The sequence below is a fragment of the Rhizobium sp. S96 genome, assembly GCF_030382195.1.
Taxonomy (GTDB): domain Bacteria; phylum Pseudomonadota; class Alphaproteobacteria; order Rhizobiales; family Rhizobiaceae; genus Rhizobium.
Map to the genome: position 1 here is coordinate 404,341 of NZ_JAUDRY010000004.1, position 19,194 is coordinate 423,534.

General features: G+C 62.1%; 21 protein-coding genes. 9 read left to right on the forward strand and 12 right to left on the reverse strand.

Annotated elements, in window-relative coordinates; genetic code table 11:
* Window positions 1-75: 75 nt before the first annotated feature.
* Both QTL94_RS06835 and QTL94_RS06840 read right to left on the reverse strand, forming a co-directional pair.
* Entirely contained in the window at window positions 76-393 is a 318-nt protein-coding gene (locus QTL94_RS06835; RefSeq protein WP_289801004.1) for a DUF6107 family protein, read from the reverse strand.
* A gap of 156 nt (window positions 394-549) precedes the next feature.
* Window positions 550-1,707, reverse strand: a complete 1,158-nt coding sequence (locus QTL94_RS06840) for a phage portal protein (RefSeq protein WP_289801005.1) — start codon at window positions 1,705-1,707, stop codon at window positions 550-552.
* Window positions 1,708-1,952: 245 nt separating this feature from the next.
* Here QTL94_RS06840 and gltS point away from each other — a divergent pair, with 245 nt between their 5' ends.
* Window positions 1,953-3,158, forward strand: coding sequence for a sodium/glutamate symporter (gltS, locus tag QTL94_RS06845; protein ID WP_289801006.1), 1,206 nt, complete (start codon window positions 1,953-1,955; stop codon window positions 3,156-3,158).
* Between the two features lie 7 nt (window positions 3,159-3,165).
* Here gltS and QTL94_RS06850 read toward each other — a convergent pair whose 3' ends face one another.
* The 4 genes from QTL94_RS06850 to QTL94_RS06865 all read right to left on the reverse strand — a co-directional run bounded on the left by QTL94_RS06850 (window position 3,166) and on the right by QTL94_RS06865 (window position 6,515).
* Window positions 3,166-3,474, reverse strand: a complete 309-nt coding sequence (locus tag QTL94_RS06850) for a Dabb family protein (RefSeq protein ID WP_289801007.1) — start codon at window positions 3,472-3,474, stop codon at window positions 3,166-3,168.
* A gap of 21 nt (window positions 3,475-3,495) precedes the next feature.
* Entirely contained in the window at window positions 3,496-4,182 is a 687-nt protein-coding gene (locus tag QTL94_RS06855; protein ID WP_289801064.1) for a glycoside hydrolase family 19 protein, read from the reverse strand.
* 292 nt (window positions 4,183-4,474) lie between these two features.
* A complete protein-coding gene (locus tag QTL94_RS06860) occupies window positions 4,475-5,878 on the reverse strand; it encodes a DNA-packaging protein (RefSeq protein WP_289801008.1) in 1,404 nt (467 codons plus the stop codon).
* A gap of 64 nt (window positions 5,879-5,942) precedes the next feature.
* Complete coding sequence (locus tag QTL94_RS06865) at window positions 5,943-6,515, reverse strand: hypothetical protein (protein ID WP_289801009.1); 573 nt, start codon at window positions 6,513-6,515, stop codon at window positions 5,943-5,945.
* Window positions 6,516-6,813: 298 nt separating this feature from the next.
* Between QTL94_RS06865 and QTL94_RS06870 the strand changes: the two genes are divergently transcribed.
* Both QTL94_RS06870 and QTL94_RS06875 read left to right on the forward strand, forming a co-directional pair.
* Window positions 6,814-7,653, forward strand: a complete 840-nt coding sequence (locus QTL94_RS06870; protein ID WP_065689901.1) for an FkbM family methyltransferase — start codon at window positions 6,814-6,816, stop codon at window positions 7,651-7,653.
* A gap of 248 nt (window positions 7,654-7,901) precedes the next feature.
* Window positions 7,902-8,246 carry an MmcQ/YjbR family DNA-binding protein gene (locus QTL94_RS06875; RefSeq protein ID WP_289801010.1) on the forward strand — a complete coding sequence of 115 codons (345 nt, stop codon included), beginning with the start codon at window positions 7,902-7,904 and terminating at the stop codon, window positions 8,244-8,246.
* Window positions 8,247-8,252: 6 nt separating this feature from the next.
* Here the strand turns inward: QTL94_RS06875 and QTL94_RS06880 are convergent, their stop codons facing one another.
* Window positions 8,253-9,167 (reverse strand): SDR family oxidoreductase, encoded by a 915-nt coding sequence (locus tag QTL94_RS06880; RefSeq protein WP_289801011.1) that lies wholly within the window; start codon window positions 9,165-9,167, stop codon window positions 8,253-8,255.
* A 103-nt stretch (window positions 9,168-9,270) separates the two neighbouring features.
* Here QTL94_RS06880 and QTL94_RS06885 point away from each other — a divergent pair, with 103 nt between their 5' ends.
* Entirely contained in the window at window positions 9,271-9,825 is a 555-nt protein-coding gene (locus tag QTL94_RS06885) for a TetR/AcrR family transcriptional regulator (RefSeq protein ID WP_289801012.1), read from the forward strand.
* Between the two features lie 7 nt (window positions 9,826-9,832).
* Here the strand turns inward: QTL94_RS06885 and QTL94_RS06890 are convergent, their stop codons facing one another.
* On the reverse strand, window positions 9,833-10,321 hold the full coding sequence (locus QTL94_RS06890) for a YcgN family cysteine cluster protein (protein ID WP_065690264.1): 489 nt from the start codon (window positions 10,319-10,321) through the stop codon (window positions 9,833-9,835).
* Window positions 10,322-10,507: 186 nt separating this feature from the next.
* On the opposite strand from QTL94_RS06890, the gene QTL94_RS06895 reads away from it, so the two are divergent.
* The 3 genes from QTL94_RS06895 (at window position 10,508) to QTL94_RS06905 (ending at window position 13,873) form a co-directional block, all read left to right on the forward strand.
* Window positions 10,508-12,646, forward strand: a complete 2,139-nt coding sequence (locus QTL94_RS06895; protein WP_289801013.1) for a transglycosylase domain-containing protein — start codon at window positions 10,508-10,510, stop codon at window positions 12,644-12,646.
* 92 nt (window positions 12,647-12,738) lie between these two features.
* Window positions 12,739-13,326, forward strand: coding sequence for a DUF1214 domain-containing protein (locus tag QTL94_RS06900; protein WP_065689896.1), 588 nt, complete (start codon window positions 12,739-12,741; stop codon window positions 13,324-13,326).
* Entirely contained in the window at window positions 13,319-13,873 is a 555-nt protein-coding gene (locus tag QTL94_RS06905; RefSeq protein WP_289801014.1) for a DUF1254 domain-containing protein, read from the forward strand. Before QTL94_RS06900 ends, QTL94_RS06905 begins: the two co-directional genes overlap by 8 nt.
* Before the next feature lie 7 nt (window positions 13,874-13,880).
* Here the strand turns inward: QTL94_RS06905 and QTL94_RS06910 are convergent, their stop codons facing one another.
* Window positions 13,881-14,048: a hypothetical protein gene (locus QTL94_RS06910; RefSeq protein WP_198928658.1), complete on the reverse strand. Its 168-nt coding sequence runs from the start codon at window positions 14,046-14,048 to the stop codon at window positions 13,881-13,883.
* 522 nt (window positions 14,049-14,570) lie between these two features.
* Between QTL94_RS06910 and QTL94_RS06915 the strand changes: the two genes are divergently transcribed.
* Window positions 14,571-14,777, forward strand: a complete 207-nt coding sequence (locus QTL94_RS06915) for a hypothetical protein (protein WP_065689894.1) — start codon at window positions 14,571-14,573, stop codon at window positions 14,775-14,777.
* Window positions 14,778-14,990: 213 nt separating this feature from the next.
* The gene (locus QTL94_RS06920; RefSeq protein WP_289801015.1) at window positions 14,991-16,016 is read left to right on the forward strand and encodes a DUF2336 domain-containing protein; all 1,026 of its coding nucleotides are present in this window, start codon (window positions 14,991-14,993) and stop codon (window positions 16,014-16,016) included.
* A 3-nt stretch (window positions 16,017-16,019) separates the two neighbouring features.
* Here the strand turns inward: QTL94_RS06920 and QTL94_RS06925 are convergent, their stop codons facing one another.
* From QTL94_RS06925 to QTL94_RS06935, 3 genes are read right to left on the reverse strand one after another with little or no spacing between them, the layout of a single operon-like run.
* On the reverse strand, window positions 16,020-16,379 hold the full coding sequence (locus QTL94_RS06925) for a DUF1491 family protein (protein WP_289801016.1): 360 nt from the start codon (window positions 16,377-16,379) through the stop codon (window positions 16,020-16,022).
* 52 nt (window positions 16,380-16,431) lie between these two features.
* Complete coding sequence (locus QTL94_RS06930) at window positions 16,432-17,361, reverse strand: peptidoglycan-binding domain-containing protein (RefSeq protein WP_289801017.1); 930 nt, start codon at window positions 17,359-17,361, stop codon at window positions 16,432-16,434.
* Window positions 17,333-18,874, reverse strand: a complete 1,542-nt coding sequence (locus tag QTL94_RS06935; RefSeq protein WP_289801018.1) for a sensor histidine kinase — start codon at window positions 18,872-18,874, stop codon at window positions 17,333-17,335. The genes QTL94_RS06930 and QTL94_RS06935 overlap by 29 nt, the downstream gene beginning before the upstream one ends.
* Window positions 18,875-19,194 lie beyond the last annotated feature (320 nt).

A 19,194-nucleotide genomic window follows, 5' to 3' on the forward strand; every position in this document is an offset into this window, starting at 1 on the left:
GTGTGATTATGCCGCCACCGGGTTCAGGGGCGTGGCGCTGACAACCTCACCGGCCGTCAAATGTTCACCGGCGCGTCAGCGGTTGCGAGCGCCGTATCGCCCTGCGATCCGCGCGACGATGCCGAGACCCCACCAGGCGCAGAGGCTGGACGCCGCCGATCCCGACAGCATCACCTCGGACACCGACAATCGATCGACAAGATCCAATCGCTCGGCGATCCATATACCGGTCGGCCCACCGAAGATGAGCCCGCACGAAAGCCCGGTGAAGAACCGGCTCGCCGCCTCACGCCGGCTCTTCGGCAGGAGATAGACGAGCGACACAGCAGCGCCCGCCGACGCGCCCAGCGCTCTGGTCGCCCAGAGCCCGGCATCATTGGAAAGGTCCGTCATGGTCAAACTCTCCGGATCGAAAGGGATGCAGCACCCGACCACATCGGATGCCGGTTTCCTCCAGCCTTTTGAATCGCTTGAGCGGGCATCTTCGCGAATTGAATCCGGCGGCAACACCGTCGGATCTTCTCGCGGAGCAAACGATTTATCGAGATCTCAATACCCCACCGCCTGCCGCTTCTCCTCGTCGGTGAGAAACGCCGCCGCGCCCAGCCGCGTCCACAGCTGGTCGCGCTCGGCCGCAAGACCCGCCACCTTATCGAGATCGGGTTCCAGCCGCAGACCGTCGCCATAGCTGCCTGCCAGCCAAGCAGACAGTGTGGCCGCCGTTCGGGTCAGCATCGGCAGCACTGTCAGGCGATAGAAGGCGCGGTTTGCCTCCTGGTAGTTGGCATAGGTGTTGTCTCCGGGAATGCCGAGCAGCATGGGCGGGACGCCGAAGGCGAGCGCGATGTCGCGGGCGGCACCATTGCGTGCCTCGACGAAATCCATGTCCTTCGGCGAGAGCCCCATCGATTTCCAATCGAGCCCGCCTTCGAGCAGCAACGGCCTGCCCGCACGCATCGGGCCGGAATAGCCCTCGTCCAGCTCCTGCTTCAGCCGCTCGTACTGGTCCGGCGAAAGATTGCCGCCCTCCTTGGGCTGATAGACCAGTGCGCCGGAGGGGCGCGCCGAATTGTCGAGCAGCGCCTTGTTCCAGGTCGCCGCCGCATTGGAGAGATCGAGCGCCACCTGTGCCGCCGCCAGTGGCGGAAAGCCGAGGTGATCGTCGAGCGGGTGAAAGAGTTTGAGGTGCAGCAGGCCAAGCCCTGCCGCCTCCGCGGGAAGCCGGCGGAGCACGCCGCCGACGCGATAGTCATAGGCCTCAGGCCAACCGTCCCGCCCCTCGACGACGCTGACGCGGTCGGGCCTCAGCAGGTGCAGTTCGCGCAATTGCCCGGCGATATCGAGCGGCTCGACATAGGCGTTGCCCGACAGCAGAAGATGACCGTAGAGCGCCTCGAAGAAATCGGGCCCGCTCATGCGGCCGTTCGGTTGCCTCAGAAGTGCCAGCAGCGGATGATCCGGCCGCTCACGATCGCCCTCATAGAGCAGCATCGGCACCGACGCCGTCGCCTCCGACACCAGCCTGACGCAGCGGTGCGCAACGGGATTGCGCATGAACCCTTCGCGGGACAGCGCCGCATAGGAGCGACCCGTCCAGCTTGCCCGGCCATCCACGGCCAGAGACATGAAGCCGGAGGCGGCCTTTTTCTCGGTCGCGGGATTGCGCTCCGCCGTGGAGGCCCACGGCAGCAATGATCGGAGTTTCATGATTGTTCGTCCTCAGGTTTGGCTTGGCCCGCGAGGCTTGCCCCGCTGTGAGGCGCTATCCGTCTCCCGCACCGCGATGCAGCCACGCGAACATTCGCCCCAACGTTGCATGTTTACCCATTGTTTACGTCATAAGCGCAACTTGATGGCAGGCGTGAAACGTATCAGCATACGCGCCGTTCATTCCTTTCACCGGCTTAGCGAATACATTCCTCCCGACACCACGAATCAGAGGGACAGCATCGATGACGACGATCGAGACGCCGGGACTTCTCACCTTCACGATCGCCATCGTGGTGTTCTTCCTGGGCACCGGCATCAATAACGTCATCAAGCCGCTCAAGCGCTGGAATATTCCGGACGCGGTCTCCGGCGGGCTCGTTGCGGCGCTGCTGACGCTGTCCGCCTTCTACTTTCTCGGCACGCAGGTTATCTTCGATCTCGATGCGCGCGACATGCTGCTGCTCTATTTCTTCACCGGCATCGGTCTTAACGCGCGCGTCGCGGACCTGGCCGCCGGCGGCAAGCCGCTGGTGATCCTGCTCGCGCTGACGGTGTGCTTCGTCCTCATCCAGAATCTCATCGCCGTCGGCGCCGTCAGGATGCTCAACCTGCCTGATGGGATGGGACCGCTTCTCGGCTCCATTTCACTCATTGGCGGCCACGGCACGACCATCGCCTGGGCGCCGCTGATCGCCAGCCGCTTCGGATTGAACAATGCGCTCGAGATCGGCATTGCATCGGCAACGCTCGGCCTCGTGATCGCCAGCATCGTCGGCGGTCCGGTCGCGCGCCTTCTCATCAATCGCTACCAGCTCAGTGGCCAGATGGCGGAAGCACCCATCATCGGCCTTCCGGATGCGCCGACCTCCGAGGAGGACAGCAGCATCAACTATGTCAACCTGCTGCGCACGGTACTGATCCTCAACGTCGCTATCCTGATCGGCTACGCGCTCGAAGAGGTGGTCGAGGAAACCGGGGTCAAGCTGCCGCTTTTCGTGGTCTGCCTTCTGGTCGCGATCGTCCTGACCAACACGATCCCGCGCGTAGTGCCGCGGATGTTCTGGCCATCGCGGTCACGTTCACTGGCATTGATCTCCGACCTCTCGCTGAATGTGTTTCTGGCGATGTCATTGATGAGCATGCAGCTGTGGACGCTCGGTGGCCTCGGCACGGCACTCGTCATCGTTCTCGGCATCCAGACGATTGCAGCCGTGCTCTACATGATCTTCGTCGTGTTTCCGGCGATGGGTCGAGACTATCAGGCGGCCGTGCTATCGGCCGGCTTCAGTGGCATCAGCCTTGGTGCAACGCCGACGGCAATCGCCAACATGACGGCGGTCACCAAGGCCCATGGTCCGGCTCCAACGGCATTCATTATCCTGCCGCTGGTCTCCGCCTTCTTCATCGATCTCGTCAACGCAGCCGTCATCGGCTTCATGGTCCGGTGAGCGCGGCCTATCGCAGCGGCTGCTTCACGGCCGCATCGGTTTCATAGTCCGCGGCCATACGCATTTCGCGGATCGGACGCACGAGATCGATCGAACGCTGGTAGTCCGGGTGCGCCTTGTAGGCGGCAAGCGCCGCCTCGTCGTCGAATTCGCCGTAGACGATGAGGTCGACATCGGTGCCAAGCTGGTCGGTCTTCACGTTGGTACCGATCTCCAGCAGGCGGGCATGCGGGATGGCTGTCAGGATCGACAGTCCGGCACGGACCTTTTCGAGATTTTCGGCCGGCGCCGTGAAGAAGACGATGTGGCGGATCACGCGGAACTCCTGCGAAACTCTCTAGCCGAATATGCGGGCGATACCACGCGCGAGCCAGGCCTTCAACCGCGCGAACCACCCCTCGGGCGCCTTGTCGCGGATCGCTGCCATGAAGGTCTTGCCATAACCGGCGAGCTTCTCTGCCCGATCGGTGCCGTTGACGATGCGGCGGGCGTTGATCCAGTCGTCTGTCGTCTCGTTCAGGTGGTCGGCGAGCTTGTGGTTGGCAAAGCTGCCCTGCACCATGCCCTCGATCAGGATCGAGACCGCGGCGTCCATCTCCATCGCCCGGTCCGGTTCGGCGACGAGATCGATGCCCGTAAGCTTGCTCATCGCTTCGTAATTCCGCTTGTGGGTGAGCTGCACCAGGCCGCGGCCGAGCCAGCTCTTGCCGTCCTCGTCCGGCCGCCAGTATGGGGTCTTCACCCAGGAGAGCTTGCCTGACGCATAGGCGTTTTCGAGAATTTCGATGGCGCGGGCATCGCTCGCCGCCAGCGTCTCACGCACCGGCTGCATGGTATAGGCAGTCTCATGAAAGGCCGTCGCCATGATATAGGCGAGCCAGCGCCGATCGGCCGTGGCCATCCGGCTTTCCCAGAAATCAAGAATCGCCGTCATTCCCTCCACCTGAGGCTGATTAAGCGCTCCCTTGAAAAGGGCATCACGCACGGTGTCGAAGAAAAATGGCCGGTCGATGTGGATAACCATGTTGTTCACCTCGAAAAACTGCAACGTCATTGTCCGTCTTAATCGATTAAATTAAATTCAATCGTTTAAAGTGTTTAAGCCCCTGATTTACAGATCATTTGGGGCATGCCAGTGATTAACTCAGCGTTAAAACTGGCCGCCGGAGGAGAGTATGCAGCAGCCTGCCAACAGCAACCAGCCGACCATTCCCCAGCACGTGATCGACCAGCTCGAAAACGAGTGGCGTCAGGTGCGCCCTGAGCGCGAGGCACCTCGCCCCGTGTCCCAACAACCGCAGCGATAGATCGTCGCGTCACACACCCCTCACCCGCGGTTCTCCGTTTCCCTCGAGCATCAGCGCCGTCAGCGCCCAGACCAGCGCGTCTAGCCGGTCTGGCGAGCGGCCGGAGGAGAGGCCATCGGGACCGAAGTCGCACATCTGGTCTTCCAGCGCGACGAAACGACCAGCATGGGCGACCCGCCCCTGCTCGTAGAGTGCCGCGACCGGCTCGGCCCTGAGATACTTACCGCGCGTCGCGCGCACGGTCGAGACCGGCAGGCTTTCGTCGATGCTCTTCAGCATCGATGCCACCATGTCCCCACCCTGGTTGATTTCGGCAACCACCCGGTCCGCCGAGAAGCGTCGGTAGGCGCGCACCACGGCGCTCGCCCAACCGGCAGGGCTCGCCCCCTCGATCGAGCAGTCCGCCAAAACCACGGCGCGGCCTGACGCCTCCACCCCTGCGACGACAATGCCGCAGCAGGAATGCGCGCCGGCCGCCGCCGGCGGATCGACGGCGACGACGATCCGTCTGATCTCGCCGGTGAGGCGGATCGTGGCCGCTTCGATCATCTCGCGCCGCCACAACGCATCGTCGCGATCCTCGATCAGTTCGCCGTCGAGCTCCTGCCGCCCAAGCCGCGTGCCGCCGTAGCGGTGGGCCAGCGCGTCGATGAAACCCGGCGCCAGATTGGCCGCGTTGGCAAGCGTGCTCATCCGCGTCAGTCGTGTACCCGTGTCAGCAATCAATGCCTTCAGCAAGGGCACAGGACGCGGCGTCGTCGTCACCAGCTGGCGCGGATGACTGCCGAGGCGCAGACCGAACTGGAGCATGTCCCACGTCTCCTGCCCATGCTTCCACTTCGCCAACTCATCGCACCAGGCGAAATGAAACTGCGGGCCGCGCAGGCTTTCCGGATCTTCGGATGAGAAGATCTGGGCGACTGCGCCATTCGGCCAGACGAGCCTGCGCCGCGGGATCTCGAACTCGGGCCGGTAACGCCGCGCTATGCGACAGATACCCGAAATGCCGTCGATCATCACCTCGCGCGCGTCGCCAAGCGTTTCGGCAATCAGGGCGATCCGCAGATCGGATCGCCGCCCGGCGCTGGCAATGGCATGCACCCATTCCGCACCGGCCCGCGTCTTGCCGCAACCGCGCCCGCCCAGGATCAGCCATATCCGCCAGTCGCCCGGCGGCGGTAGCTGCTCCGGACGGGCGTTGAACTCCCAGAGCCCCGCCAGGGTTTTCCAGAGATCGTGTCGTTCGGCCAATAACTCGGGCGAAGCCGCCGCATCGCGCGAGACGACCAGCTCTTCCTGCTGTGGCGGTGCCGACAGCGGCTGAGCGGTCCCCTTAAGGAGCGCGTCGGTGGTTGCGGTGATCGCCGCCATCGCCTGCCGCACCTGCGAATGTTGCGCCACGATGCCTGCCATCCTCTGTTCGTGCCGCGCCAGCAACCTTGCCGCTCGCCGTTCGTCGGCAAGGGCGGCCAGGCGTTCAGCCCGGTTCGGCTTCGCGGGTTGCCCTGACGGCCTCGTCTTCGTCAGTTGCCGGAGGGCCGTTGCGCTGCCAGTCTTCAAAGAGTTGCCATGCGCGGGCTGTTGCTCGCTCTTCGATGCGTCGGAGAAAGCTCGTCTTCGCATCGTCCAGCCCCATCGCCATCTCGTTTTCCTCGATCGCCAGTTCCCGATCCCGGGCGAACTGCCGTTGAAGCTGGTCGATTTTCTCCAGCGTGCGCACGATGAGCGACATGGCATCGGTCGCGGCCTTGAGGTCGGTGCGGGCAAGCTTGGCCGCCGCCTCATCGCCGCTTGCCGACGCCGCAGCCTCGGCCGATCTGCGTAGCTCGCGGAAGGCCGCGAACTGCTCGCGCATCTCCGCCGTCATCTCGTTCAGAAGCACCCGCAAATCTTCCGGCGCGGCGTTCGCACCGGATTTCGTCTCAAGAAAATATTCCTCGACGACGGCCTGAACATCCGCCCGGCCCGATACCGCCGCCAAGCCAGAGCAGTAGGCGCGCGTCTGCGGCCACAAGCCACAAAGCTCGGGCACGAAACTCTCGACTTCCATCGTTGAAACCTCTTTGGCCGCGAGATCTATCAAGGGCAAACCGCGCTAACCGCGAGGAAGCACCCAACACGATCGTGGCGAAGCAATCGGAAAGACTTTCATTCGCTTGGAGGCGAACGCCCGTGAACGGGGGGACCGCGACATGGGGTAGGAAACGGGCATAACGTTTGCACTTCGGCCTCGATCAGGCCGAGCGCTGTGCCGAATACCGCTATAAGCTATCTTTGCCCAATCCCGCCTTCGCTATTTCATCCATACGTACATTCAATACTTTAATCAGCAAAAGCAGGTCTCGTTGATGCTGTGGCACGTTCAAACGCTAAACACTTTGATAAAGCATTTTGGCTTTCAGGCTGCTCTCTCTGTCTACTTCACCCGTCAGACCACGCGCGAAATTTCCGAGATCAGAAAGATCCGGATACCTGACGTTGATGGCGATATTTTCCTGCGCCTCAGATCGACTGATTGGGAAATTCTCATTCAAGTCTTTATGGACAAGGAGTATTTCATCGAAAGCACCGCACACGCCGAGGCTTTAAACTGTCACTACCAGAGCATTATCAACGAAGGAGGAACGCCCGTCATCGTCGACTGCGGCGCAAATTCCGGACTGGCTTCGATCTGGTATTCGCAGTTGTTTCCACGTGCAGTCATCATTGCGGTCGAACCGGAACCCGACAATTACGCCGTGCTGTGCCGGAATGCCGAGAACCGGCCGAACATTCGGCCCATCAAGGCCGCCATATCCGATCGACAGGGGCGCATTGCACTGCACGACCCGGGATACGGCTCCTGGGCTTGGCAAACCGTCGAAAGCGCATCCGGAGAGATCGAAGCGCAAACCATACCTAGCCTCATCTCCTCTGTTCCCGACGGGAAGCCATTCATTGTGAAGATCGATATCGAGGGAAGCGAAGTCAGTCTCTTTCGGAGCAATACCGATTGGGTCGATCAAACTCCCCTCATCGTCTTTGAATCACATGATCTCATCGCCAACTGGCATGGCACGGCCCACTCGATCCTTTCAGTCCTGACGAGAGAACGTCGCGATTATTTTCTGGAGGGCGAGAACGTATCCGCCTTCTCGCATTCGCTCCTCGGACCGCCCACAGCGCAGAGCGCGACAGCCAAACAATAGGGAATTGTTCGCCTGTGAGGGCGTCGTGGTGCTTTGGTCCTGCCCGTCAAAACAAGTTGGGCCGAACCCGTGCTCACCTCGGCGCACCACCGCTGCACCCGCAACTTTCCGACTATGCCATAACCCTATCAAACCACCGTCACGCCGTCAAGGATTATTTTCCTATAAATGACAATTTTCCTCAATAAGGTGCTGCTTGAGTTTTTCTGATTGGTCTCCGACCATCAGCATATGCTAATTTCACAGCCATGAACCAGGAAGAGCTCATTTCCTTTGCGCTCAGCCTGCCCGAGGCAGTCGAGAGTGCGCATCATGGCACGCGTGATTTCCGCGTGCGCAGCAAGATATTCCTGACGATGCCGGAGCAGGACTATTGTGTCGTCCGCCTGACGCCCGACCAGCAGCACATGACGCTGGCCGTGGCGCCCGATGATACGGCTGCCGTGCCGGGTGGCTGGGGGGAGCGGGGTTCGACGCGTCTCTTCTACGGCAAGGCGAGCGACGAGCTGGTGCAAGGTCTGGTGCGCAAGTCGTGGCAGAATGCGGCGCCGAAAACGCTGCAAAGACAGTTCGTTATCATCCCATCCAGCTAATCTGATTCAACGGTAGCCGCTGGCATCGGCAGGCTTGCCCGCCTCCATCACCTCGTCCATGTAGCGCCAGCAGTCCGGTCGAGAGCCGTCAATGTCGTCAAAGCCATAGACCTTGGCGAGGCCGCCGCTCGACAACGATTGTCCGTTCCAGCGGGCGCGTTCGGAATCGGCGGCAAGGGCTGCCACCGCCCGACCGGTGAAGCGCGGCGTCTCGGAGATGACGAAATGCGGCTGCGCCGCGGTCGCGTCGTGCCAGCTCTCCTCGGTGACCCCGAAGATGTCGAGCATGATTTCCGAGCGCATCCAGCCCGGCGTCAATGCAATCGAGGTCGCGCCATGCGGCGCGAGGTCCTTGCCGTGCGCCCAGGCCATGCGGATCACACCCGTTTTCACGAGGTCGTAATAGGGGCAAAGGCGATAGTGGGTGGCGTTGTATTCGGCGGTGCCGTCGGTCAGTTCTACCAGCAGTCCGCCGGGGTGTTCGATCATCAGCGCCAGGGCGAAATGCGCGGTGATCAGATGCGTGTCGATCGCCAGCCGCAGCATGTGCAGTCCCTTGTCCAGCGAATGCTCCCAGATCGGCTTGTTCCATTCGGTGAGGTGTTCACCGCCCCAGATATCGTTGACCAGGATATCGAGACGGCCCTGTTCGCGGCGAATGCGGGCGACCAGCGCCTCGACCTCTTCAGGCACGGTATGATCGACGCGAACGGCGATCCCCTCGCCGCCGGCTGCCGTTACCAGCTCCGCCGTCTCTTCGATCGTCTCAGGCCGGCCATATTCCGATTGCGTTGCCCGCGTCGTACGGCCGGTCACGTAGACCGTCGCGCCGGCGGCCCCGAGTTCCACCGCGATACCGCGGCCGGCGCCGCGCGTGCCGCCGGCCACAAGGGCGATCTTTCCTGAAAGCGATGCGGTCATGTGCTTGTCCTCCACGCTGGAACCCATTCAATGGGCCTCGCCATTTCGCTTGAATATAAACGAACGTTCGTTCATAATTAGTGCAAACGCAAGAGGAAACTTCATGCCCCGCCCCCGCACGCTTTCTGACGAACAGCTTCTCGACATGGTTCTCGGGCTTGTGCATGCCGAAGGTCCTGATGCGGCGAGCTTCGGCGCGGTGGCGAAGATCAGCGGCCTTTCCGGCTCGACGCTGGTGCAGCGCTTCGGTACCAAGGCGGCGATGCTGCGGGCCTGCCTGCTGCGCGCCTGGGACCGGCTGGACATGGAAACGGCCCGGCTGATCCACTCCGTTCCGGAAACGCCCGAAGGCGCCATCGACCTGCTGACTGGACTTTCCAAGGACTACGGCGAGGATGCCGCGTCCTATGCGGAAGGCCTGCTGGTGCTCAGGGAGGATCTGCGCGACCCGGCCTTGCGGGCTCGGGGAGCGGCCTGGGGGAACACGCTGGCAGCAGCGCTTGATCGATGCCTTGGCGCCAAAGGCAAAGCGCCGCTCGGACGGCTGATGCTGTCGCAGTGGCAGGGCTGCCTGCTCTGGTGGGGCTTCGAGCCTCGAGGCTCAGTCGAAGATTATGTGCGTGGCGAACTCGGCCAGTTCCTCCAGACGGTCGCCTAGCCCGGCATCACTTGGCCGTCTCCGGCTCCTGCGCCCGTGCTTCGTCCCCGACCGTCAACGGCCAGTCAACGACGTGATCCTCGAAGTCTTCGACATCGACTTCCGTTTCGCTGATCGTCCGTCCGCGTGCCGAAATGCCGGCGGCGTGCACGGTCTCGGGATCGCCCGACACCAGCGGATGCCACCAGTAGAGATCACGCCCTTCATTGATCAGCCGATAGCCGCAGGTGGGCGGCAGCCAGGGAATGTCGTCGACATTCTGCTTGGTCAGCTGCACGCAGTCCGGCACGAAATCCCAGCGGTTCTCGTAGCTCGAACAGCGACAGCTTTCGCCGTCCATGAGCTTGCAGCGGATCGAGGTGAAATAGATGTCGCCGCTATCCCAGTCCTCAAGCTTGTTGAGACAACAGAGGCCACAGCCGTCGCACAGGCTTTCCCATTCGGCGTTGGTCATCTCGGCAAGCGTCTTTTGCTTCCAGAAGGGTGCTTGTTCCATCATTCCGTTCTTGCAACAGCCCCCGCAAAATCGCGTGAGAGCTTTCCATTTCTCTTGTTCTTGGCAGGCAAATCAACCAATGATTCACCATGGTCCGGCTAGTCCGGACACTGTCGGCAGATTTGCCATAGTCCGGCGTCAGGGTCACCCGACGTCGAAGCGACTGATCGGGCGGGAATATAAGACGTGACGGATCCGGACAATCCAGAAAAACGACCGGCAAAGAAACGGCACATCCTGCTGAAGATCGATTCGTGGATCGATTCGACCATCTGGAATGCCGGTTTTCGCTCCGCCGAGATCTGGGAAGACGTCACGATCTTCTTCCGCCGCTTCCGCGTGCGCGGTTGGAAGCGCGTGGTTTTCGAACTGGCCGGCGAAGGTCTCACATGGGGTTCCGTCGGCGCCGTTCTGATGCTCGCGCTCGCCCAGCCAGCGTTTGAGGCTACCAAGGAAGATTGGCGCAATCGCGGCGACTATGCCGTGACCTTCCTCGACCGCTACGGCAACATTGTCGGCCATCGCGGCGTCATCCACCAGAACTCGGTGCCGATCGACGAGCTGCCGGACAGCCTGATCAAATCGGTGCTGGCAACGGAAGACCGGCGCTTCTTCGATCACTTCGGCATCGACGTCATCGGCCTCTTCCGCGCGATCGTCACCAATGCCCAGGCCGGCGGTGTCGTCCAGGGCGGTTCTACACTGACTCAGCAGCTGGCCAAGAACCTGTTCCTGTCGAACGAACGTTCGATCGACCGCAAGATCACCGAAGCCTTCCTGGCACTCTGGCTTGAGGCCAACCTGTCGAAGAAGGAAATCCTGTCGACCTATCTCGACCGCGCCTACATGGGTGGCGGCACGTTCGGTGCGGCAGCGGCAGCGCAGTTCTATTTCGGCAAGAGCATCACCGATGTTAACCTGGCGGAATCGGCCATGCTTGCCGGCCTGTTCAAGGCGCCGGCGAAATACGCACCGCACGTCAACCTGCCCGCCGCGCGCGGTCGCGCTAACGAAGTGCTGACCAATCTCGTCCAGAGCGGACTGATGACCGAAGGCCAGGTGATCGCCGCCCGCCGTAACCCGGCAACCGTCGTCGACCGCAACGAGGTCGAATCGCCCGACTTCTTCCTCGACTGGGCCTTCGACGAAGTCATGCGGCTTTCGCCGCGTTTCCACCAGCACTCGCTCATCGTGCGCACCACGATCGACATGGGCCTGCAGAACGCCGCCGAGGATTCGGTGGAAACGTCGCTGCGCGAATATGGCGATAGCTACCACGCCAAGCAGGGCGCCATGGTGATGATCGAGAACGGCGGGGCCGTGCGCGCCATGGTCGGCGGACGCGATTATGGCGAAAGCCAGTTCAATCGCGCCACCAAGGCGCTGCGCCAGCCCGGATCGTCCTTCAAGGTCTACACCTACTCGGTGGCCATGGAGAGCGGCATGACGCCGGACAGCATCGTCGTCGACGCCCCGATCTACTGGGGCAACTGGAGCCCGCACAACTACGAAAACCGGTATGCCGGGCGGGTGACGCTGGCGACGGCGATCGCGCAGTCGATCAACACCATTCCCGTGCGCCTGGCCAAGGAGAAGTTCGGCATCGCACCGATCCGGGCGATGGCGAAGAATCTCGGCGTCGAGACGCCGATCCGCGACGACGTGACGATCCCGATCGGCACCTCCGAAGTGACGGTTCTCGACCAGGCGACGGCCTATGCCACGTTTCCGGCCGGCGGCTACCAGTCTCGCCGCCATGGCATAACGCAGATCCTAGATTACGGCGGCGACGTGCTCTACGATTTCGACCGCGACGAGCCGCCCGCCAAGCGCGTTCTGTCGGAACAGGCCGATGCGTACATGAACCAGATGCTGTCGCGGGTGCCTTATGTCGGCACAGCCCGCAAGGCGGCGCTCGATAACGGCATTCTCACCGCGGGCAAGACAGGCACCACACAGGCCTATCGTGACGCCTGGTTCATCGGCTTTACCGGCAACTACACCACCGCGGTCTGGTTCGGGAATGACGACTACACCTCGACCAACAAGATGACAGGCGGGTCGCTACCGGCGATGACCTTCAAGCGCGCGATGGATTATGCGCACCAGGGAATTACCCTGCGCGCGATCCCCGGTGTGCCGACGCCTGCGCCGGACAAGAAGGCCAAAGTTGTCGCCGCTGCCAAGCCACCGGAGGGCAGCCCTCCGCCGCTCGTGCGGCCGCGCATGCTGTCGGTCGAGTCGACCCGCCTTCTCAAGGGCATCGGCGAGAAGCTGAAGGCGGCGCCACCGCTCGAGGCGCAGAAGGTGGCGAGTGCGGAATGACGTGGTAAAACCTGCGTTTTCCGCCACAAGCATTCCGCCTTATCAGAATCAGTGATACGCCTTTCAACTGATTTGTCTCTCAAGGGCGCCCGGTGTTTCGTTTTCCTCTTTTCATAGCGATGACCCTGATTATTGCCTTCGGTGGCGGTATCCTTATTTCGCTGTACGCGCTGGATGCGACCTCGGGCTTCGGCGCCATCAAGCTCGGCGCCTGGGAAGCCTTTCCCGAACTGCAGACCGAAGATGCCGACCCCTACGCCAAATCGCACAGGGCGCGTGCCGGGCGACTGCTCTATGGCAGCGCGGAAGGCCTGATGTTCACCGCCAAGGTGGACGACCAGGGCAATCGGCTGGACGCGGCATGTCGCTACAGGCTCAGGGGCCAGACACCGCCTGCCCGCATCTGGACGCTCTTCACGGCGGACAATGGCGGCAATCCGGCTTCGCTACAGACTGGCCTTCCCGGCGCGATGAACTCGTGGACAGTCCTTCGTCAGGCCGACAGTGGATTTTCGATCGACATCTCCGCCCAGGCGCGTCCTGGTAACTGGCTGGCGGTGCCCGCCGCCGGCACCTTCCAGCTCGTGCTCACCCTGTTCGACACGCCGACCGCCGGCAGCTCAGGCGTGATCGACCTTGCCATGCCGAAGCTTGAAAAGACCGGGTGCGGCAATGCTTAGAATGTTGTTCGGTCTGCTCGCGGGGCTGTTCGGAGCGGCACTTCTGCATCTCGTCATCATTCTGTCCCTACCGCATTTTACCGGTAAGGATGCCGCCACGCGGATCCTGGCGGAAGGCGATATCGACAAGTTCTATCTGCTTGGACAGACGGACGATACCGCCGGTCTGTCGAACGACGATCCCTATGTGCGAACGGCGGTCTGCTCCTTCAGCATCGAGGATGATCCGGTTCGCTTCACCGCAAGGGGCAACGTCCCGTTCTGGTCCATCGCGCTCTACGATGAAGCATCAAACGAAGTTTTCAGCATGAACGACCGGACATCGGTTGGCGGGGCTCTGGATATTCTGATTGGCTCTCCGATCCAGCTGACGGAGCTTCGCAAGGCACTGCCGCCGGAACTGCAGAAGACCATTCTGGTCGAGACGACAAGGACCGAAGGCTACGCGGTCCTGAGGACGCTGGCGCCGCAGCCCAGCTTCGACGCGGCGGCCAACAACTTCCTGTCGGAAGCTGGCTGCGACGAATTCACCGGCGCGTCCAACTAGACGCAACCTACTTCTTCAGCCGTGACGGCCGACGACCTGTCGTGCGCTTCGGCCCTTCGCTCAGACGCTCGTACCGAACGCCTGTGAAAAGCAGGATTTGCGCCTCGACCGGTTTCCTGTCCTTGCGGCTTTGCGTCCTGGATAGACGGTCTGCCAATGCTACCACTATTGCCATTCTCGTCTCCACGCATTGCCTGAGACGGATGAACTGCGAATTTCACCCTGCCCGCCCCCTGCGAGCCAGCGCGTCCTTCGAGCCGACCTCGGCTCTCGGGGCATCCACGCCTTCCCACGGCATCTGTTCGAATACCGTGACCTGGACACCTGATCGAAGCAGCGATCACGTGGTCCTGGCCGAATTGAGACATATGACAGTTAACAGATTACTAATTTTTGATCCCGACGCAGGACGCATCTGGCTCCCCCTGTAAACGCGCGGGACCGTTTTTTGGTTTCAAGCTTCGGCAGAAAGATTGGCCGTTGGAAAGCGTTCTAAATTTTAGCATTAAATCATATAGTTACCGTCCGAGCGCCATCTGCAAAGGACGATCGTGGGATAGTTGTATTTTTGCAACATGAAAATACTAATTGCAGTTCCTCACAATGCGCGTAAGGTCGCCTTCACGGTCGCAGTTCAAGGCAGCGACCGAACGAGACTTTGGCTATTTTTTCTTGATGCTGAGCGCGGTGGCCGACAATGTCTTTGATGATCGGATCTACATTTTCCCCTGAGGACCTCGACGTCCTGCGCGACACCCTCGACGCGTGGTGCGTGGAGAACCGGATCGACATCAAGAGCTCGGAAGCCCAATGCGCTGCCTCGATGGCGCTGGACCTCTATCAATCCGGCCACACGGACAGCAACAGGCTGCTGATCGCACTGCGCGGCCGCAAAGGCGTCTAGCCGCCGATACCTTCCCTCGTTTCGCCCAGGTGCGAGCGGCTTGGCCGCGGGCGCATGATTGTGCTTGGATTCGAGACAGTTCCCCCGAAATCTTCAACAAGCATTAACCCTGCCGGTGTAGGATTTGTTCATAAACCGTATGAGGTAGAGGGCGTCTCTTCAACGCGTCCAGTCCTGCGGCATCCCTTTGTGCGTATTTCAGGGTGTGTTCTTGTGCGTGACCGGTTCAGAGACCTAGAGGCCCCATCCGCGAGTCGGAAGAAGGACGTGGTTCTCATGGCGACCGTCAGCAGCTTCGAGGGATTGCAGCCGCCAACGCGGTCGGAGCTTCGCCAGTTCGCCGAATTGTTCACGCCGCTTTTCCAGGCATCGACGAACGACGCCAAACGGCAGGCGGTGGCCGCTCTTTCTCAATGCCCCCAGATTCCGCAGGCCGTCGCCCTGTTCGTCGGCAGCCAGCCGATCGAGATTGCGGCTCCCTTTCTTACGGCCTCCCCTGCCATTGACGACGAGACCTTGATCACGATTGCGCGGACGCAAGGCAGCGCCCACATGAAGGCGATCGTCAGCCGCGATTCCCTGTCGCCGCGCGTGATCGATGCCCTGGTCGGATTGCGCCAGGCGGCGCCCCGAAGCGTCGCGCCGGAAGTCGTCGTGGAAGAGGTCGCCATCCCCACCCCGTCGCTTGCGCCGGCTTCCAACGACGACGAAGATGCGAAACGGCACAGCGAAGAGGAAATGCGCGACAGGATCAAAGGTCTGGCGCGTCACCTCGCAAGAGACGACAACGACCGCCTCGGGCTCAGGACGATTTCGCCGATCCAGGCCGCGCTGCTCGTCCGCTTCGCGCGCAACAGAGAGGCATTGCTGTTTGCGTCGGCTCTAGCCGACTCGCTTTCGGCAAGCCGGTGGCTCGCCGAGCGGATCATGCTCGACATGTCCGGCCAGCAGCTTGCGACGACGCTGGTCAGTGTCGGCATGGATTTCCGCGATGCCGTCCTCGTGCTCGAAAAGCTCTATCCGCATCTGGCGGAGCCGCAGCACAGTGTCACGCGCGCCTGGATGGTGCTGGATGCACTGGATGCGGAAGAATGCAATGCCCGTGTCGAGGCATGGCGCCGCGCCGACAGCTACACCCACCACCCCGAGGCGGCAGCACCGCCGAGCGAGACGCCCAGCCGTTCCGTGCGTCAGGTTCCGCCTGCCCGCGACATTCGCGTCGTCGGTCGCGCGCGTTGACCGTCACCCCAAGGGGTTTTGACGCTGATCGGCCGTGGGCACGACATTCGTGACATCCTCGGCTTCCAGCTCGACGATCCACAGATCAGGATCGAACTTGCGCTCGCGTCCCAGCATCTCGCTGACGCTGTCGGCATCCTGCCGCATCAAGCGGACCTCAAATAGCCTGTCGCCGCTGCTCTCCTCATCGAAGAAGCTCTGCGGGGCCGGTCCGTAAAGGGTCTGCAGTCCATCGCGAAACTGCTGGCGGATGAAGACCGCGCCGGCCTCTTCCGCGCCCTTCTTTTCGATTGCCGCGAAATCGCCATTGGCGAAGACGCGGCGCAAAAGAGCTGAAACATAGATATCGGTGCGCAATCTCATGATCGCGATATAGCGCGACCTGTCCGCAGCGACAATGCGCGCTGAATCCTCCTCAGAGCGCGCCGATTTCCTTCAGCTTCTTCAACACGGCCTCGCTGGGCTCGCCGTCTTCGTGAAGGCTGTAGTGCTTCTGGAAATGGCGGATCGCCGCACGTGTCTGGTCGCCGGCAACGCCATCGACCCCGACATTGGTGTAGGCCATGTTGCTGAGCCCCTTCTGGATGCTCAGAACGAGATCGACGTTTGCGAGCGCTCCCGATGGCGCGGGCTTTGCAGGGGTCGGCGCCGTCTTGACGCTCTTTTCGGCACTGCGAATGGCCGCGGCGACGGGATCCTCGGCCAAGGCGGCGGGCGTGATATTCTCGCGCGGCTTCTCGATCGGGATCGTGGAGGCGCCCACGGATCCGGTCTTCAGCGCGGCAAGCACGTCGGGCGTCGCATCGCCCTTCTGCGGCATGCCGACGGTTTCCTCGAAGAACAGGATGGCGGCGCTGGTGCGTGGGCCTATGACGCCGTCGGGCGCGCCGTTGTAGAGCCCCTTGCGCACGAGTTCCGTCTGGATATCCATCACCAGCTGGCTTGCCGGCTGCGCGCCTGTGGCGGGCGGCGGCGTGGCATTGGTGGTCTGGCCGGCGTCGCCTTCATCCTGGCGCTCGATCTTGAAGGTCGTTACATCGCCGGTGTGTTCGGTCGTTGTCGGGCGCACACCGAGCACGCTCGGAAACAGTGGATCGCGCGTGCGCAGGAAGGGATGCGGATGGCTGCCGGGCTGGTACCACAGTGCATTGGCCGCAACGAAGCTAAAGATCACGAGAAAGGCTGCCGTGCCGCCGGCAACGGAAGGATTGCGACCGACCACCCCGCCGAGCGCTGTTGCGCCCTGCAGGCCGATACCGCCCACGACGGTTGCGCCCGTAAGCAGAAGGCTCGGCTTCTGCCGACCCTTCTTTCCCCTAGGCGATTTTCGCTTGCTCGCGGCCATCGAAATGCCCCTCTTCCACAACGCCGGCATGGCCGGGCTTGATCCTCAGTCGCGGCGGAAACTCGACCGGCTCGTGGCGGGCCGTAGCCGCCTCGGTAATGCCGGAGCCATCCGCTGCAATCGAAATCGTGATGATGGTGCCGGCGCCGGGCGTGCTTGCGATCGCGAAATCGCCGCCATGCAGGGCCACCAGCCCCTTCACGAGAGACAGGCCAAGGCCGGTGCCCTCGAATTTGCGGGTATAGTCGTTCTGGATCTGGACGAATGGCTGGCCGAGCGTTTCCAGCTTGTCGACAGGAATGCCGATGCCGGTATCGCTGACACACAGCGTCAGGATGCCATTGCGGACCGAGGCGTCGATCGAGATCGCGCCACCGGCGTCCGTGAACTTCACGGCATTGCCGACCAGATTGATCAGGATCTGCTGGATTGCCCGCTGGTCGGCCACGACGTCGTCCAATCCGCGCTGGATGCGGCTGGTGAGAGAGACGCCCTTGGTCTTGGCCTGCAGGGCCAGCATCGCTTCACAGGAGCGAACCGCCGCAGCGATATCGAACGCATCGGGGCACAGCTCGTAGCGTCCGGCTTCGATCTTGCTCATGTCGAGCATGGTGTTGACGACCGAAAGCAGGTGCGCGCCGGAATCACGGACGAGGCCCACATATTCGCGCTGGCGGTCATTCTCGAACTTGCCGAAATATTCGCCGAGCAGGATGTCGGAGAAGCCCAGGATGGCGTTCAGCGGCGTGCGCAGTTCGTGGCTGACCGCAGCCAGGAAGCGCGACTTTGCATCATTGGCCGATTCCGCATCAGCGGCCCGGCTCTGGGCCTCGGAACGCAGGCGTTGTTCGACGGAGACATCGCGCAGCTGCGCAACGATGCTCAGCAGGGTGTCGTCCAGATCGCGCCGGGCCGTGAGGTCCACGCGGAGATGGACGAACTGGCGATTGTCACGCGAGACAGCGGCCCGCTCGAGCCGCAGGTCCACCGTCGCCCTGTCTTCGCCCTGGCGCAGCTCGTCCAGCGCCTGGAGAAAGAGGATACGGTCGGAAACGTGGATCTGATCGATGAAGCCCTTGCCGCTCGGGTCGCGCATCCAGGCGAGATATTCGCGCTTGTCGCGGCCGCCGATGGTGACAACGCTGCCCTGCGGATCGAGGAAGAAGGCGAGACCGGCGCTCGCTTCCATGAAGAAGTCTTCGGCAGGCTGCGTCGCGACGCTTGCGGCAGCAGCGCTCTGCCGCGACAGCGCAATGCTGCCGACAGCGGAAAACAGGAAGCCGGCAAACACGGCGGCAACACCGGCCGGAAGCGCCACGGCTGGGCTGGTGACCATCGAAAGCCCGACGGGTGCCGCCACGAGGGCCGCGGACGACAGCATCGCAAGCCTGCGCAGGATCATCAGTTCGCGTTGGCGCACCGCCACACCACCACCCGTCCGGGAGAGCCAGCTGTCCGCTGCCCGGTCTACGAGGGCTGATGCCCGATCTGCGATCTTACTCAATACACGCACGCAATACCCGCCCAAAAAAGGCTCTTTATCGAGTGCCGACAATAGGCCCGCTGCGCTTAAAGAAAGGATAAGGGATCGCCTGCCTCCACAGCTCAAAAAGCCGAAAAGTCCCATTTTGGGCCATCGGGAAGCGGCTTTGAGTTTTACGGTTAACAGGGGGTAAGCGACGGATTTCGCTCACATTTCGTCATCCTGTTAACGATTGCGGCGAGGCTTTCCCAAGGATTCCCGGCAGTTGCGGGACACGCGCCTTCCTATGCTTAACGCCAATGTCTACAATTTGACTGAAATGCGGTGCAAATGCCGTTCATTAAAATTCG

Coding starts and splice junctions, on each gene's coding strand:
- QTL94_RS06835 (WP_289801004.1), bottom strand. CDS start 393: ATGACGGACCTTTCCAATGATGCCGGGCTCTGGGCGACCAGAGCGCTG.
- QTL94_RS06840 (WP_289801005.1), bottom strand. CDS start 1,707: ATGAAACTCCGATCATTGCTGCCGTGGGCCTCCACGGCGGAGCGCAAT.
- gltS (WP_289801006.1), top strand. CDS start 1,953: ATGACGACGATCGAGACGCCGGGACTTCTCACCTTCACGATCGCCATC.
- QTL94_RS06855 (WP_289801064.1), bottom strand. CDS start 4,182: ATGGTTATCCACATCGACCGGCCATTTTTCTTCGACACCGTGCGTGAT.
- QTL94_RS06860 (WP_289801008.1), bottom strand. CDS start 5,878: ATGGCAGGCATCGTGGCGCAACATTCGCAGGTGCGGCAGGCGATGGCG.
- QTL94_RS06865 (WP_289801009.1), bottom strand. CDS start 6,515: ATGGAAGTCGAGAGTTTCGTGCCCGAGCTTTGTGGCTTGTGGCCGCAG.
- QTL94_RS06870 (WP_065689901.1), top strand. CDS start 6,814: ATGCTGTGGCACGTTCAAACGCTAAACACTTTGATAAAGCATTTTGGC.
- QTL94_RS06875 (WP_289801010.1), top strand. CDS start 7,902: ATGAACCAGGAAGAGCTCATTTCCTTTGCGCTCAGCCTGCCCGAGGCA.
- QTL94_RS06880 (WP_289801011.1), bottom strand. CDS start 9,167: ATGACCGCATCGCTTTCAGGAAAGATCGCCCTTGTGGCCGGCGGCACG.
- QTL94_RS06885 (WP_289801012.1), top strand. CDS start 9,271: ATGCCCCGCCCCCGCACGCTTTCTGACGAACAGCTTCTCGACATGGTT.
- QTL94_RS06890 (WP_065690264.1), bottom strand. CDS start 10,321: ATGGAACAAGCACCCTTCTGGAAGCAAAAGACGCTTGCCGAGATGACC.
- QTL94_RS06905 (WP_289801014.1), top strand. CDS start 13,319: ATGCTTAGAATGTTGTTCGGTCTGCTCGCGGGGCTGTTCGGAGCGGCA.
- QTL94_RS06910 (WP_198928658.1), bottom strand. CDS start 14,048: ATGGCAATAGTGGTAGCATTGGCAGACCGTCTATCCAGGACGCAAAGC.
- QTL94_RS06915 (WP_065689894.1), top strand. CDS start 14,571: ATGTCTTTGATGATCGGATCTACATTTTCCCCTGAGGACCTCGACGTC.
- QTL94_RS06925 (WP_289801016.1), bottom strand. CDS start 16,379: ATGAGATTGCGCACCGATATCTATGTTTCAGCTCTTTTGCGCCGCGTC.
- QTL94_RS06930 (WP_289801017.1), bottom strand. CDS start 17,361: ATGGCCGCGAGCAAGCGAAAATCGCCTAGGGGAAAGAAGGGTCGGCAG.